The organism is Streptomyces sp. GB4-14, from assembly GCF_022696125.1.
Lineage (GTDB): Bacteria > Actinomycetota > Actinomycetes > Streptomycetales > Streptomycetaceae > Streptomyces > Streptomyces werraensis.
Genome location: NZ_RZHO01000002.1, coordinates 2452847 through 2466721, shown reverse-complemented (window position 1 = coordinate 2466721; position 13875 = coordinate 2452847). Strand labels below are relative to the sequence as shown.

At 71.3% G+C, this 13875-nt stretch carries 12 protein-coding genes; 9 read left to right on the top strand and 3 right to left on the bottom strand.

The genetic code is table 11. The features are described 5' to 3' along the window. Positions 1 to 15: 15 nt before the first annotated feature. From ELQ39_RS12255 to glmM, 4 genes are all read left to right on the top strand, one after another. Positions 16 to 1230, top strand: a complete 1215-nt coding sequence (locus ELQ39_RS12255; protein WP_242591906.1) for a glycosyltransferase family 87 protein — start codon at positions 16 to 18, stop codon at positions 1228 to 1230. Between the two features lie 243 nt (positions 1231 to 1473). Beyond that, positions 1474 to 1917: a 50S ribosomal protein L13 gene (gene rplM, locus ELQ39_RS12250; RefSeq protein ID WP_019526965.1), complete on the top strand. Its 444-nt coding sequence runs from the start codon at positions 1474 to 1476 to the stop codon at positions 1915 to 1917. 42 nt (positions 1918 to 1959) lie between these two features. Then, positions 1960 to 2472: a 30S ribosomal protein S9 gene (gene rpsI, locus ELQ39_RS12245; RefSeq protein ID WP_190004946.1), complete on the top strand. Its 513-nt coding sequence runs from the start codon at positions 1960 to 1962 to the stop codon at positions 2470 to 2472. Positions 2473 to 2831: 359 nt separating this feature from the next. After that, the gene (glmM, locus tag ELQ39_RS12240) at positions 2832 to 4190 is read left to right on the top strand and encodes a phosphoglucosamine mutase (protein ID WP_242591905.1); all 1359 of its coding nucleotides are present in this window, start codon (positions 2832 to 2834) and stop codon (positions 4188 to 4190) included. Positions 4191 to 4479: 289 nt separating this feature from the next. On the opposite strand, the gene ELQ39_RS12235 is transcribed toward glmM, so the two are convergent. After that, entirely contained in the window at positions 4480 to 5427 is a 948-nt protein-coding gene (locus ELQ39_RS12235) for a DUF389 domain-containing protein (RefSeq protein WP_190004944.1), read from the bottom strand. 40 nt (positions 5428 to 5467) lie between these two features. Continuing rightward, positions 5468 to 6436 carry a type I pantothenate kinase gene (coaA, locus tag ELQ39_RS12230; protein ID WP_242591904.1) on the bottom strand — a complete coding sequence of 323 codons (969 nt, stop codon included), beginning with the start codon at positions 6434 to 6436 and terminating at the stop codon, positions 5468 to 5470. A gap of 177 nt (positions 6437 to 6613) precedes the next feature. On the opposite strand from coaA, the gene ELQ39_RS12225 reads away from it, so the two are divergent. From ELQ39_RS12225 to ELQ39_RS12210, 4 genes are all read left to right on the top strand, one after another. Beyond that, positions 6614 to 7402: a hypothetical protein gene (locus ELQ39_RS12225; protein ID WP_190004942.1), complete on the top strand. Its 789-nt coding sequence runs from the start codon at positions 6614 to 6616 to the stop codon at positions 7400 to 7402. Positions 7403 to 7504: 102 nt separating this feature from the next. Then, positions 7505 to 9352 carry a glutamine--fructose-6-phosphate transaminase (isomerizing) gene (glmS, locus tag ELQ39_RS12220; protein WP_225627246.1) on the top strand — a complete coding sequence of 616 codons (1848 nt, stop codon included), beginning with the start codon at positions 7505 to 7507 and terminating at the stop codon, positions 9350 to 9352. 34 nt (positions 9353 to 9386) lie between these two features. Next, positions 9387 to 9758, top strand: coding sequence for a holo-ACP synthase (locus ELQ39_RS12215; protein WP_242591903.1), 372 nt, complete (start codon positions 9387 to 9389; stop codon positions 9756 to 9758). A 224-nt stretch (positions 9759 to 9982) separates the two neighbouring features. Further along, positions 9983 to 10819, top strand: coding sequence for an RNA polymerase sigma factor SigF (locus ELQ39_RS12210; protein WP_175448147.1), 837 nt, complete (start codon positions 9983 to 9985; stop codon positions 10817 to 10819). 85 nt (positions 10820 to 10904) lie between these two features. Here the strand turns inward: ELQ39_RS12210 and ELQ39_RS12205 are convergent, their stop codons facing one another. Then, positions 10905 to 12083, bottom strand: a complete 1179-nt coding sequence (locus ELQ39_RS12205) for a hypothetical protein (protein ID WP_242591902.1) — start codon at positions 12081 to 12083, stop codon at positions 10905 to 10907. Between the two features lie 171 nt (positions 12084 to 12254). On the opposite strand from ELQ39_RS12205, the gene ELQ39_RS12200 reads away from it, so the two are divergent. After that, positions 12255 to 13706, top strand: coding sequence for an NAD(P)H-hydrate dehydratase (locus ELQ39_RS12200; protein WP_242591901.1), 1452 nt, complete (start codon positions 12255 to 12257; stop codon positions 13704 to 13706). Positions 13707 to 13875: the final 169 nt, after the last annotated feature.

Sequence of the window (13875 nt, the reverse complement as noted above, 5' to 3'; positions counted from 1 at the left end):
CCTAGCGTTGCGTCCATGGTGACGGGCAAAAGCGACATCTCCGGGTGGTTGGTGCGCCCCGCGGGCATCGGCTGGTGGGCCGGACTCGTGGCGGTGCTGGCCGCCCTGACGACCCATACGGTGCTGGTGACCTCGGACGGAGGCATGGACAACGGCATCGTCGTGGACGCGGCGCGCACCTGGCTGGACGGCGGATCGCCGTACGACGACGCACACTTCCTCTATTTCCCGAGCGCGGTCGTCGCGGCCGCCCCGCAGGCGCTGCTGCCGCGGTCCCTGCTCGACGTCCTGGTGCCGGTCCTGGTCGTCCTCGCGCTCGTGGCGGGCTGGGTGTGTGCGCTGCTGCTGCACCGGGTGCCGCTGCGCAGCAGGCTCGCCGTCCTCGGGCTGTTCGGGCTGGCGGCCGCCTTCGCGCCGTTCGCGCAGCTGGTGCGGCTGGGCAACTGGACGGTGACGGCCGTGCTGGCGCTGCCGCTGTGCCTGTTGCTCGCGAGCCGCGGGCGGTGGGTCGCGGCGGGGGCGGTGATCGGGGTGGCGGTGGCGCTGAAGCCGCTGCTCGCGCCGATGGCGCTGCTGTTCCTCTTCGCCCGAAGGTGGGGGGCGCTCGCGCCGGTGGTGCTGGTGCCGGCGGTCTCCTCGGTGGTGGCCGCCTTCTTCCTGCCCGACCCCACCGGCTTCCTCACCCGGACCCTTCCTTTCCTCTTCACCGCCGACGACGCCTTCCTCCGGCTCTACGAGGCGGGTCCGGCGGCGGTGCTGCCCCGGCTGGGGGTGCCGCAGGCCCTGGCCCAGGCCCTGGCGGTGGCGGCCGCCGCGGTCGGGGTGGTGTGCGCCGGCCGGCGGTGGCGGGGGCCGGGGCCCGAGCCGCTGCGGCTCGCGGAGACGTCCGCCGGGCTGATGCTGTCCGCGTTCCTGGTGTCGCGGCCCTCCTACAACCACTACCTGCTCGTCGTGCTGCCGCTGCTGCTCGCGGGGCTGCCGTACGCGGGGTCGGTGACCCGGCGGCCGTGGTTCTGGCTGGCGCTGGTGCCGCAGCTGCCGGGGGTGACCTGGCCGTGGCTGGAGTCGGGGAAGCGGCGGGCGTTCCGGGACGCGGTCACGCTGTGCGTGCTGGCGGGGACGGTGGCGTACCACGCCGTCCGGGGGGCGCGGGACGCCCGGGAGGAGAAAGGGGCTGGTCGGGCGGCGGAGGAGTGGCGTGCGGCCACGGGGGGTGCCGTACGGCCGTAAAATGGGGCGTGCCCACGGGCGGCGGGCTCGTTTTGACCCGTCCGGCCGAGCACGGGTATTCTGCGTCTCTGTTGTGTGTAGTGGCTTACTCATTCTCACGTGAGGGGCCCTTACACCGGTCCACCGGGCCGATGACCAGCGACCAGCACGCGGTTTGCGTCACCGCTGTGCGGTCAGGGCTGTCGTGATCGTCTTCGGTGACCTTGTCAGGACCATTCACTGAAGAAGCGAAGGCTACGAACCGTGCGTACGTACAGCCCCAAGCCCGGCGATGTGACGCGCCAGTGGCACGTCATCGACGCTCAGGACGTCGTCCTGGGCCGTCTGGCCTCCACTGCCGCCTCCATCCTGCGTGGCAAGCACAAGCCGATCTACGCGCCCCACGTCGACACCGGTGACTTCGTCATCATCATCAACGCCGACAAGGTGCACCTCTCCGGCAACAAGCGGACCCAGAAGATGGCGTACCGCCACTCGGGCTACCCGGGCGGTCTGCGCTCCGTCCGCTACGACGAGCTGCTTGCCAAGAACCCCGAGAAGGCCATCGAGAAGGCCGTCAAGGGCATGCTCCCCAAGAACACCCTGGGCCGTCAGATGCTCTCGAAGCTGAAGGTCTACTCGGGCGACCAGCACCCGCACGCTGCTCAGCAGCCGGTGCCGTTCGAGATCACCCAGGTCGCGCAGTAAGTCCGGCCACCCCCTAAGACCGAAGAGAATCTGAGGAGAATCGTGGCCGAGACCACTGCCGAGCAGCCGCTCGAAGAGCTTGACATCGACAGCTACACCACCGAGTCCGAGGCCCCCGTCGAGGGCGAGTACACCTCGGAGTCCATGGCGTCCCGCTTCGGTGAGCCCCAGCCGGCCGCCGGCCTGGGCCGTCGCAAGAACGCCATCGCCCGCGTCCGGATCGTCCCGGGCACCGGCAAGTGGAAGATCAACGGTCGCACCCTCGAGGACTACTTCCCGAACAAGGTGCACCAGCAGGAAGTGAACGAGCCCTTCAAGGTGCTCGAGCTCGAGGGCCGCTACGACGTCGTCGCCCGCATCGCGGGTGGCGGTGTCTCCGGTCAGGCCGGTGCGCTCCGTCTCGGTGTCGCCCGTGCGCTGAACGAGGCGGACGTCGACAACAACCGCGGTCCGCTGAAGAAGGCCGGCTTCCTGCGCCGCGACGACCGTGCGGTCGAGCGGAAGAAGGCCGGTCTGAAGAAGGCCCGCAAGGCTCCGCAGTACAGCAAGCGCTAATCGCAGGGCGCTCGCGCGTACTCCGAACGCCCCGGCGGCACGCCATCGTGCTGCCGGGGCGTTCGTTTATTCACTGGCGTGGGCGTATAACGGCACAAGGCGCTCAAACGCTAATGTGATCGGATGGTCGGGCGGTGACGTCGTGGTGTGCGCCCGGTGAAGCCGTGGTGCGCGTTCATGCGGCGTGGGGCCGCGGACGTTCCGAGACCGTCGAACATCAGAAGCATCGACGAACAGCAGAAGCTCAGCTTTGTCAGTGGCACAGCCGTCGGCCGTACGGGCCGGTCCAACGCCTCGGCGGGACCTTGGTGGCGGGGCCCTGGAGGGCTGCCGATACTGACGCATCCTCAGGAGGACAAGTGGGACGACTCTTCGGCACGGACGGCGTGCGCGGTGTCGCCAACGCGGATCTCACGGCGGAGATGGCGCTCGGCCTGTCCGTCGCCGCCGCGCACGTACTGGCCGAGGCGGGCACGTTCGAAGGGCACCGGCCCACCGCCGTGGTCGGGCGTGACCCGCGCGCGTCCGGGGAGTTCCTGGAGGCCGCCGTGGTCGCCGGGCTCGCCAGCGCGGGCGTGGACGTCCTGCGGGTCGGCGTGCTGCCGACGCCGGCCGTCGCCCACCTCACCGGTGCGCTCGGCGCCGACCTCGGCGTGATGCTCTCCGCCAGCCACAACGCCATGCCCGACAACGGGATCAAGTTCTTCGCACGCGGCGGGCACAAGCTCGCCGACGAGCTGGAGGACCGGATCGAGGCGGTCTACGAGGAGCACCGGACCGGTGCGCCGTGGGACCGGCCCACCGGAGCCGGGGTCGGGCGCGTGCGGGACTACGAGGAGGGCTTCGACACGTATGTCGCCCACCTCGTGGGTGTGCTGCCGAACCGGCTCGACGGACTGAAGATCGTGCTGGACGAGGCGCACGGGGCGGCGTCGCAGGTGTCGCCCGAGGCGTTCCGGCGGGCCGGGGCCGAGGTTGTCACCATCGGTGCTGAGCCGGACGGGCTGAACATCAACGACGGGTGCGGCTCCACGCACCTTGCGCAGCTGAAGGCCGCTGTCGTCGAGCACGGGGCCGCGCTGGGGATCGCGCACGACGGGGACGCCGACCGGTGTCTTGCCGTCGACCACACGGGTGAGGAGGTCGACGGGGACCAGATCCTCGCCGTGCTGGCACTCGCCATGCGGGAGCGGTCCGCGTTGCGGTCCGAGACGGTGGTCGCCACGGTGATGTCGAACCTCGGGTTCAAGCTCGCCATGGAGCGGGAGGGGATCCGGCTCGTCCAGACGGCGGTGGGAGACCGGTACGTGCTGGAGGAGATGAAGCAGCACGGGTTCGCCCTGGGCGGCGAGCAGTCCGGGCACGTGATCATCCTCGACCACGCCACGACGGGGGACGGGACGCTCACGGGGCTGCTGCTGGCGGCGCGGGTCGCTCAGACGGGGCGGCCGCTGCGGGAGCTGGCGTCGGTGATGGAGCGGTTGCCGCAGGTCCTGATCAACGTGCCTGACGTGGACAAGTCGCGGGTGAAGACGTCCGCGGAACTGGCGACGGCCGTGGGCGAGGCCGAGCGTGAGCTGGGAGAGACCGGGCGCGTGCTGCTGCGTCCCTCGGGCACCGAGCCGCTGGTGCGGGTCATGGTCGAGGCGGCCGACATCGACCAGGCCCGGTCGGTGGCGGGGCGGCTCGCGGATGCGGTGAAGTCCGCGCTGGGCTGAGACCGTGGGCCTGCGGCGCAGGGGTCTGCCCGGTGGGGTTGAGGTGTGACGCCAGCGGCGCAGGGGTCTGCCCGGTGGGGTTGAGGTGTGACGCCTGCGGCGCAGGGGTCTGCCCGGTGGGGGTTCATGGAGCGCCCACGGTGGGTGGTGGTGCGGGGCCGCGGTGGGGGTGGTCGTCCTCGGTCCGGCGCGAGGCGCGTCTTGACGGGTGAACGGCGTCGGCGCGCCGGCCGCTGCGGGCGCCCACCCCCACCCCGTCCCCTCCCCGCCGCGGCGGGCCAGCACGGTCTCAGGCGGCCGCGCGCCTTCGCAGCCGCGCGTGCTGCTTCCGCCACAGCCGCTTCTGTGCGAGCAGCGTCAGTGTTCCCGCCAGCGTGATCCCGAACAGGTTGAGCAGCAGCTGCTCGGTGGAACCCCACGTCTGGACGGTGTCCCCGTAGCTCAGGGCCACCGCCGCGTTCGCCGCGGCCGGCACCGTCGTCACCGAGATGGCGACTCCCACCAGGGCTCCGGACTTCGCGGACGTGAGCGACAGCGTGCCCGCCGTCCCGGCCAGCACCGCCACCACGAAGGAGAACCAGTCGGGGGCGTACACGAAGCCGGTCTGCGGCCGTTCCCCCTCCAGCTGCTCCTTGCTGAACAGCCCCACCGCGTCCATGAACAGGCTGAACCCCACCGTCAGCGCCATCGCCACCGCGAAGCCCACCAGCAGGGCGATCAGCGACCTCATCGCGAGACGCGGACGGCGCTGCACCGTCGCCGTGGAGATGCCGGCCAGCGGGCCGAACTCCGGGCCCACCGCCATCGCCCCCACGATCAGGACCGCGTTGTCCAGCACCACACCGCAGGCCGCGATCATGGTCGCCAGGGTGAGGAACGAGAGATAGGTGACCGAGAGGGTCGACTCCTCGTGGGTGGCCTCGGTGAGGTGCTCCCACAGCACCGCGTCCGCACCCTCCCCCGGCGCCTCCTTCTCGGCACGGTCCGCGCGCTCCGACAGCGACAGGTCGACGTTCTCCACGGCGATGGACCCGGTGGTGTCCAGCCCCAGCCGCTGCAAGCCGCTCAGCAGGTCGTCGGCGGCCTCCCGGGCCACGTCGCACAGCACGACGTCCCCGGCGGGGTCGCGGGCGGCACCCGTCAGCACGCACAGATGCGTGGTCCCTCTCGTCCCCTCGATCAGGCGGACCGCTTCCTCGGTCCGCCCGGCGGGTGTGATCAGACGCAGATGCAGCATGGCGGCAGGGTAGCCGCCGGTGGCGGGTGGACCGGGAGGTTCACAGCTTGCGGAGGCTCAGGCGCTGGACCTTGTGGTCGGGGCCTTTGCGGAGGACCAGGGTGGCCCGGCCCCGCGTAGGGGCGATGTTCTCCACGAGGTTCGGCTTGTTGATGGTCCGCCACATCGTGCGGGCGTAGTCCAGTGCCTCCTCCTCCGACACCTGTGTGTACTTCCGGAAGTACGAGGACGGATCCTGGAACGCCGTCTGCCGCAGCTTGCGGAAGCGCTTCAGGTACCACTGCTCGATGTCTTCCGCACGCGCATCGACGTACACGCTGAAGTCGAAGTAGTCGGCGAGGCCGACCCGGGTGCGGCCGTCCTTGCCGGGGAGTGCGGGCTGAAGGACGTTGAGGCCCTCCACGATCAGAATGTCCGGTCGCCGCACCGTGAGCTTCTCGCCCGGGACGATGTCGTAGATCAAGTGGGAGTAGACGGGGGCGGTCACTTCTGACTTGCCGGCCTTGATGTCGGCCACGAAGCGCGTCAGCGCCCGGCGGTCGTAGGACTCGGGGAAACCTTTCCGCGACATCAGGCCGCGCGCCTGGAGCTCCCGCGTGGGCAGCAGGAAGCCGTCCGTCGTGACGAGTTCCACGCGGGGGTGCTCGGGCCAGCGGGAGAGCAGGGCCTGCAGAAGGCGCGCCACCGTCGACTTGCCCACGGCGACGGAGCCGGCGACCCCTATGACGAAGGGCGTGCCCGACTGGGAGCCCTTCTCGCCGAGAAAGGTGTTGAGCGCTCCGCGCAGCCCGTCGGTGGCGCCGACGTAGAGGTTGAGCAGCCGGGACAGCGGCAGATAGATGTCCCGTACCTCGTCGAGATCGATGACGTCGCCGAGGCCGCGCAGCTGCTCCACCTCCTCCGCCGTCAGCGGCAGCGGCGTCTTGTCGCGCAGCGCGCTCCACTCGGAACGGGTGAGGTCGACGTAGGGAGTCGCCTCCGGCCGCTGCCGGTGGGCGCTCCGGGGCATCGAGGAGACCGGAGAGATCACAGTCCATTGTTAACGGAGTTCGAACGCGGCGACAGGTGGGCTGTGTCACGCCACGAATTTGTGGGGACCCTGATGATCAACTGTGGAGCGGCTGTGTCTACAGTGCGCGCACGTGATGCGGATCATCCCTCCGCACCTTCCAGAAAGAGTTTCTCCGTGAGAACCAGTTCCGTCCGTCGTACCGCGCTCGCCGCCTCCGCCGCCGCGCTTGCCCTGCTCGTCACCGCCTGCGGCGGCTCCGGCGACGACCAGGACAAGGCCGACGAGGGCAAGGGCAAGGCCGCGCCCAGCACCTCCGCCGCAGCGCCGGCGAAGACGCTCACCGCCGCCGAGCTGGAGAAGGCCGCCCTCGCGCAGCCGGACGTCAAGGGCGGCAAGGTCGTCACCAAGCTCCCCGCGACGGACGACATCGCCGCGGACCAGGTGAAGAGCGAGGACGCCGCCTGTCTGCCGCTGGCGCACGCCCAGGCCGGTGTGGCGCAGGGTGAACCGGCCGCGACCGTGAAGCGGTCCTTCACGAGCGCCCCGGTGAAGCCGTCCGCGGACTCGAAGCCGGAGGACGCCCTCCTGGCCGCGCTGAACATGGAGAAGGTGCTGATCAATCTCGCCTCCTACGAGGGCGGCGGCGCCGAGCAGGCCGTGAAGGGTGTCCTCGCGGCGGCCGAGAAGTGCGCGGGCGGGTTCAAGGCCACCGTCGTCGGCGAGCCGCTGGACGTGGTGAAGGCGGCCACGGGCGACGCGCCCGAGGGCGGCGACGAGGGCGCCGCTGTCACGCTGACCGTCGCCGCGGACGAGGGCGTCGAGGCGCCCGCCAAGATCGTTCTGGTGCGCAAGGGCTCCACCGTGGTCACCTTCAGCGCCGTGAACCTCGCGTCCATGGCCACCGGCAAGGACTTCGACGTCCCTGCCGACGTCGTCGCCGCGCAGGTCGCCAAGCTCGGCTGATGCGGAACCCCTCCCACCGGCGCCTCGTGCACCGGTGGGAATTTCCGATTTCGGGCACGCGGAGGCCGTTTCCGGCGGCTGACGGACCGTAGGCTGCCCGTCATGTGCGGAATCGTGGGTTACGTAGGGCCGCAGTCGGCGCTTGACGTCGTGACGGCCGGACTGAAGCGACTGGAGTACCGGGGCTACGACTCGGCGGGCGTCGCCGTGCAGGCCGACGGCGGCCTGGCCACGGCGAAGAGGGCCGGGAAGCTGGTCAACCTGGAGAAGGAGCTGGGTGAGCGGCCCCTGCCGGCCGGGACGACCGCGATCGGGCACACCCGGTGGGCCACGCACGGCGGGCCGACCGACGCCAACGCCCATCCGCACATGGACAACGCGGGCCGGGTCGCCGTCGTCCACAACGGCATCATCGAGAACTTCGCCGCCCTGCGCGAGGAGTTGACCGGGCGCGGGCACGAACTGGCGTCCGAGACCGACACCGAGGTCGTCGCCCATCTGCTCGCCGAGGAGTACTCGGCCTGCGCCGACCTCGCCGAGGCGATGCGGCTGGTGTGCCGGCGGCTGGAGGGCGCGTTCACCCTCGTCGCCGTGCACGCCGACGAGCCCGACGTGGTCGTCGGCGCCCGCCGCAACTCGCCGCTGGTCGTGGGCGTCGGGGAGGGTGAGTCGTTCCTCGCCTCGGATGTCGCCGCGTTCATCGCGCACACCCGCGAGGCGATCGAGCTGGGCCAGGACCAGGTGGTCGAGCTGCGCCGGGACGCGGTGACGGTGACCGACTTCGACGGGGCGCCGGCCGACGTCCGCGAGTACCACGTCGACTGGGACGCCTCCGCCGCCGAGAAGGGCGGCTACGACTACTTCATGCTCAAGGAGATCGCCGAGCAGCCGAAGGCGGTCGCCGACACCCTGCTGGGCCGCATCGACGGGTCGGGTTCGCTGACGCTGGACGAGGTGCGGATCCCGGCGAACGTGCTGCGTGAGGTCGACAAGGTCGTCATCGTCGCCTGCGGCACGGCCTTCCATGCCGGGCTCATCGCGAAGTACGCCATCGAGCACTGGACGCGCGTGCCGTGCGAGGTGGAGCTGGCGAGCGAGTTCCGCTACCGCGACCCGATCCTGGACCAGCAGACGCTCGTCGTCGCCATCTCCCAGTCCGGCGAGACCATGGACACGCTGATGGCGCTGCGGCACGCGCGGGAGCAGGGCGCCAAGGTGCTGGCCATCTGCAACACCAACGGGTCGACCATCCCGCGGGAGTCGGACGCCGTTCTCTACACGCATGCCGGTCCCGAGGTCGCGGTCGCGTCGACGAAGGCATTCCTGACGCAGCTGGTCGCGTGTTACCTGGTCGCCCTGTATCTGGGGCAGGTGCGCGGCACCAAGTACGCCGACGAGATCCGCGCGGTGGTGCGTGACCTCGCGTCCATCTCCGGGGCGGTCGAGCGGGTGCTGGACACCATGGAGCCTGTGCGGGAGCTCGCCCGCTCGTTGGCGGAGAAGAACACGGTTCTCTTCCTGGGGCGGCACGTCGGTTATCCGGTGGCGCTGGAGGGCGCGCTGAAGCTGAAGGAGCTCGCGTACATGCACGCGGAGGGCTTCGCGGCGGGGGAGCTGAAGCACGGCCCCATCGCGTTGATCGAGGACGATGTGCCCGTGGTCGTGGTGGTGCCGTCGCCGCGTGGGCGGTCCGTCCTGCACGACAAGATCGTGTCCAACATCCAGGAGATCCGCGCGCGCGGTGCCCGGACCATCGTGGTCGCGGAGGAGGGCGACGACGCGGTCGTCCCGTACGCCGACCATCTGATCCGCGTCCCGGTCACGCCGACGCTGCTCCAGCCGCTGGTCGCGACCGTGCCGCTGCAGGTGTTCGCCTGCGAGCTGGCCACCGCCCGCGGCAACGAGGTGGACCAGCCGCGGAACCTCGCCAAGTCCGTGACCGTGGAGTAGGGGGCCGGAGGTCCTGCGGATTTAGGGTGCCCGCATGAGCATCATCGGAGTCGGGATCGACGTCGCCGAGATCGAGCGGTTCGCCGCGTCGCTGGAACGCACGCCCGGACTGGCGCGGCGGCTCTTCGTGGAGAGCGAGCTGCTGCTGCCCAGCGGGGAGCGGCGCGGCATCGCCTCCCTGGCGGCGCGGTTCGCCGCCAAGGAGGCCCTGGCCAAGGCGCTCGGGGCGCCCGCGGGGCTGTACTGGACCGACGCCGAGGTGTGGTGCGAGGACAGCGGGCAGCCGCGGCTGCGGGTCAAGGGGACCGTCGCCGCCCGCGCGGCGGAACTCGGCGTGCGCTCCTGGCACGTCTCGCTCAGCCACGACGCCGGGGTGGCCTCGGCGGTCGTCGTCGCGGAGGGGTGAGTCGTCGTGGTCTCCGCATGGCCCGGGGTGGCGGTCGAGCTTCCCGTCTGGGGTGATGCGCTCCTTCTCGTCGCCGCCGTCGTGACCGTCGTTCTCGCCCTCGTACGCCTTCTGAGAAAAATTCGTCGATGAAGGTGCGTGTATCGCGGAAGTGGGGGTACAGGCAGGGAGCCGGTATCGGAGCGGGGGCATCTATGAGGGAGGGCTTTACTGTGACGTCGACAATGGCACGGACGGACCAGGCGCAGAGCGTGACCGAGCTGCCGGAGGTCGCGAATCCCGGCCAGGTCGCGCCGCAGGACGCGCGTGAACTGTCCCGGCAGTTCTTCCGGCGGCTGACGGAGCTGGAGGAAGGTACTCACGAGTACCAGTACGCGCGCAACACGCTGATCGAGATGAACATGTCGCTGGTCCGCTACGCGGCCGGCCGGTTCCGCAGCCGCGGCCCGGAGGAGATGGAGGACATCGTCCAGGTCGGCATGATCGGTCTGATCAAGGCCATCGACCGGTTCGAGCTGTCCCGCGAGGTCGAGTTCACCTCCTTCGCGATCCCCTACATCGTCGGCGAGATCAAGCGCTTCTTCCGTGACACCTCGTGGTCCGTGCACGTGCCGCGCCGGCTCCAGGAGGCCCGGGTGCAGCTCGCCCGCGCCACCGAGGAACTGCGCAGCCGGCTGGGCCGCACGCCCACGACCGCCGAGCTCGCCACGCTGATGAGCCTCACCGAGGCCGAGGTCAACGAGGCCCGGCTGGCCGCCAACGGCTACAACTCCGCCTCCCTCGACGCCGCCATCGGCAGCGAGCCGGACGGCGAATCCGTCCTCGCCGACTTCATCGGCGCCGAGGACGCCGCGCTGGAGCTGGTCGAGGACTTCCACGCCCTCGCCCCGATGATCGCCGAGCTGGACGAGCGCGAGCGGAAGATCGTCCACTGGCGGTTCGTGGAGGAGCTGACCCAGGCGGAGATCGGCGAGCGGCTGGGATGCTCCCAGATGCACGTGTCGCGACTGCTGTCGCGGACCCTCAAGCGGCTGCGGGCGGGGATGCTCAGCACCAACTGAGGTGCTGGTCGCCTCTGGCTGCGGGAACGGGTGGAGCGGGGTGCGGTGCCTGCGGGCGCCGCACCCCGCTCTTTCGTGCGGGCGCCTAGCAGACCGACTGTGTGCTGTTCACCAGGCGGTTGTTGCGGAACGTGATGTTCTCGCCGCAGGGGCTCTCGCGGATCGACGAGTTCGTCACCGTGAGGTTCTGGACCGTGATGTCCCTGTTGTTCGGGAACTCCGAACGGGCCGCCAGACGGATCTCGCCGCCGCCGGTGACCGTGCCGCTCTGCGCCGCGAGGTTCACGTTGTAGCAGTTCTCGATCAGGATCGCGTTGTTCCCGGTGTTCGAGAGCGTGATCCGGTCGATCGTCGCCCCGCCGCTCTCCGAGACGCAGAACACGCCGCGTCCGCCGCCGCGCGCGATCACCTCGCCGACGCGGATGTTCGTCGCGTAGCCGCTGCCGATCCGGCCGTTGCGGTTGGCCATGCGGAACGCCGCGTAGCCGGTGCCCGTGCCGGCGTTCTCCGCGTCCACCTTCGTCACCGTCGCGTTGACGGTCTGGTTGAGGAGGAGACCGGACTCGCCCACGTTGCGGGCGGTCACCGTGCCGACGGTCAGGCCGTCCACGCCGTACGTCTCCACGGCGTGGCTCGACGCGCCGGACACGTACACGTCGTCGATCCGGACGTTGCGCGTCCACTGGCTGGTGTCGCCGCGGTTGTCGATGCGGACGCCGAGGCCGCGGGAGAGGCGCATGTCGATCTGGCCCAGGACCACGTTCTGCACGTTGCGCAGGAAGATGCCGTAGAGGGGGGCGCCGGTGACGTTGAGGTGCTGCACCTCGATGTCGTGGGTGCCGCGTGAGTAGACCGGCGCCTGGTCGCCCGAGCCGGTGCCGGTGACGTCGATCGTGCCGCAGACGTCCAGGACCGTGTAGCTGGGGAGCGAGATGCGGGAGCCGGCCGAGACGGAACCGGAGCCGCGGACCACCACGCGTTCCTTGCTGGTGCGGTTCGCCGTGAGGGCGCCGATCGCCGCCTGGACGGCGGCGCGCATGTCGGTGCCCGTGTACACCGTGCTGCCGCCCCGGCGGGCGGTCCAGGTGGAGCCGTTCCGCACGGCTTCGGCGTGGTAGGCGCCGTCGCCGCAGGCTGCCGCTCGGGCGGGGGCGGAGGCGTGGGCGGGGGTTCGAGCGTGGGTGGGGGTGGCGGTGAGGGTGGCCAGGGCCGTGAGGAGGGCGGTGGTCGCCGCTGAGGCGAGTAACGCGGCTCTGCGTCGCATGGGGGTGTCCTTGCGGTTGTCGGTCGGCGGTTGTCGAACCGGTTCGAGTGAATCGATTCATCCGAGTGGGGGGCGGGAGTGTGGCAACGGTGGCGGGAGGAGTCAAGGGGACGGCGAGGAGAGGGGTGAGGGGAGGGGTGAGGGGGTGGGGGGTGCGGGAAACTCGGAGGCATGCGGACTGCTTACAGCGTGGAGACGGTCAGGGCGGCGGAGCGGGAACTGATGGCGCGGTTGCCGGAGGGGGCGCTGATGCAGCGCGCCGCTGCCGGACTCGCCGCGGCGTGCGCGGACGTGCTGGGACGGGTGTACGGCAGCCGGGTGGTGCTGCTGGTGGGGAGCGGGGACAACGGGGGTGACGCGCTGTACGCCGGCGCGCGGCTCGCTCGGCGGGGGGCCGGGGTGCGGGCCGTGTTGCTGGCGCCCGGGCGGGCTCACGCGGGTGGGCTGGCCGCGTTGCGGCGGGCGGGGGGTTCTGTGGTGGAGGCGGGGGACGCGGGGGCGGTGGCTTCCGTCGAGCGGGCCGATCTCGTCGTGGACGGGATCGTGGGGATCGGGGGGAAGGGCGGGCTGAGGGAGGAGGCCGTGCCGTTCGCGGAGGCGGCTCGGCGGGGGCGAGGGGTTGTGGTCGCCGTCGATCTGCCGAGTGGGGTCGACGCCGGTACCGGGGAGGTGCGGGGAGCCGCTGTACGGGCGGACGTCACGGTGACGTTCGGGGCGTACAAGCCGGGGTTGCTGATCGATCCGGCCCGGGAGTACGCGGGGGTGGTGCGGTTCGTCGACATCGGGCTGTCCATGCCCGGGCCGGGAGAGGCCGAGGCGCTGCAGCATGCGGATGTGGCGCGGTTGCTGCCGGTGCCGGGGGCGGAGAGCGACAAGTACCGGCGGGGGGTTGTCGGGGTCGCGGCCGGGTCCGCGCGCTATCCGGGGGCGGCTGTGCTGGCCGTGGGCGGGGCTTTGCGGGGCGGCGCCGGGGCTGTGCGGTACGTGGGGCCGGCGGGCGGTGCGGTTCTGGCCCGGTATCCAGAGACGCTGGTGTCCGAGCGGGGGCCGGCGCGGGCGGGGCGGGTGCAGGCGTGGGTCGTCGGGCCGGGGGCGGGGGACGACGCGGCGACGGTGGGGGAGGTGCTGGCGGCGGATGTGCCGGTGCTGATCGATGCGGACGGGTTGCGGTTGGCGGAGGTGGGCGCGGTGCGGGGGAGGGGCTTGAGGGGGGTGCCTACGTTGATGACTCCGCATGCCGGGGAGGCGGCCGCGTTGCTGGGGGTCGAGCGGGAGGAAGTGGAGTCGGGGAGGCTGACGGCTGTACGGGAGCTGGCGGCGCGGTACGGGGCGGCGGTGCTGCTGAAGGGGTCGACGACGTTGGTGGCGGAGGCGGGGGGTGGGGGTGCGGTCCGGGTCAACCCGACGGGGACGCCGTGGCTGGCCACGGCGGGGAGCGGGGACGTGCTGTCGGGACTCGGGGGGTCGCTGCTGGCGGCGGGGCTGTCGGCGGTGGACGCGGGGAGTGTGGCGGCGTATCTGCACGGGTTGGCGGGGCGGTTCGCGGCGGAGGGGGCGCCGGTGAGTGCGGAGGATGTGGCGGGGCGGATTTCGGAGGCTTGGCGGAGTGTGGTGAGGGGGTGAGGGGGTGAGGGGGTGAGGCCGGGTGTCTTGCCTGCGGCGCGGGGGTGCTGTGCGGTGCGGTGGGGGTGGGCGTGGCGCCTGCGGTGGGTGGGTGGTGCGGGGCCGGGGTGGGGGCGGTCGTCCTCGGGCCGGCGCGAGAGTGCGTCTCAAGAGGTTCAGGGTGCGGACG

What these genes read in the sequence shown, in the direction of transcription:
- ELQ39_RS12205 (WP_242591902.1), bottom strand. Translation starts at nt 12,083, where the DNA reads ATGCGACGCAGAGCCGCGTTACTCGCCTCAGCGGCGACCACCGCCCTC.
- glmS (WP_225627246.1), top strand. Translation starts at nt 7,505, where the DNA reads ATGTGCGGAATCGTGGGTTACGTAGGGCCGCAGTCGGCGCTTGACGTC.
- coaA (WP_242591904.1), bottom strand. Translation starts at nt 6,436, where the DNA reads ATGCCCCGGAGCGCCCACCGGCAGCGGCCGGAGGCGACTCCCTACGTC.
- ELQ39_RS12200 (WP_242591901.1), top strand. Translation starts at nt 12,255, where the DNA reads ATGCGGACTGCTTACAGCGTGGAGACGGTCAGGGCGGCGGAGCGGGAA.
- ELQ39_RS12210 (WP_175448147.1), top strand. Translation starts at nt 9,983, where the DNA reads ATGGCACGGACGGACCAGGCGCAGAGCGTGACCGAGCTGCCGGAGGTC.
- ELQ39_RS12215 (WP_242591903.1), top strand. Translation starts at nt 9,387, where the DNA reads ATGAGCATCATCGGAGTCGGGATCGACGTCGCCGAGATCGAGCGGTTC.
- ELQ39_RS12255 (WP_242591906.1), top strand. Translation starts at nt 16, where the DNA reads ATGGTGACGGGCAAAAGCGACATCTCCGGGTGGTTGGTGCGCCCCGCG.
- ELQ39_RS12235 (WP_190004944.1), bottom strand. Translation starts at nt 5,427, where the DNA reads ATGCTGCATCTGCGTCTGATCACACCCGCCGGGCGGACCGAGGAAGCG.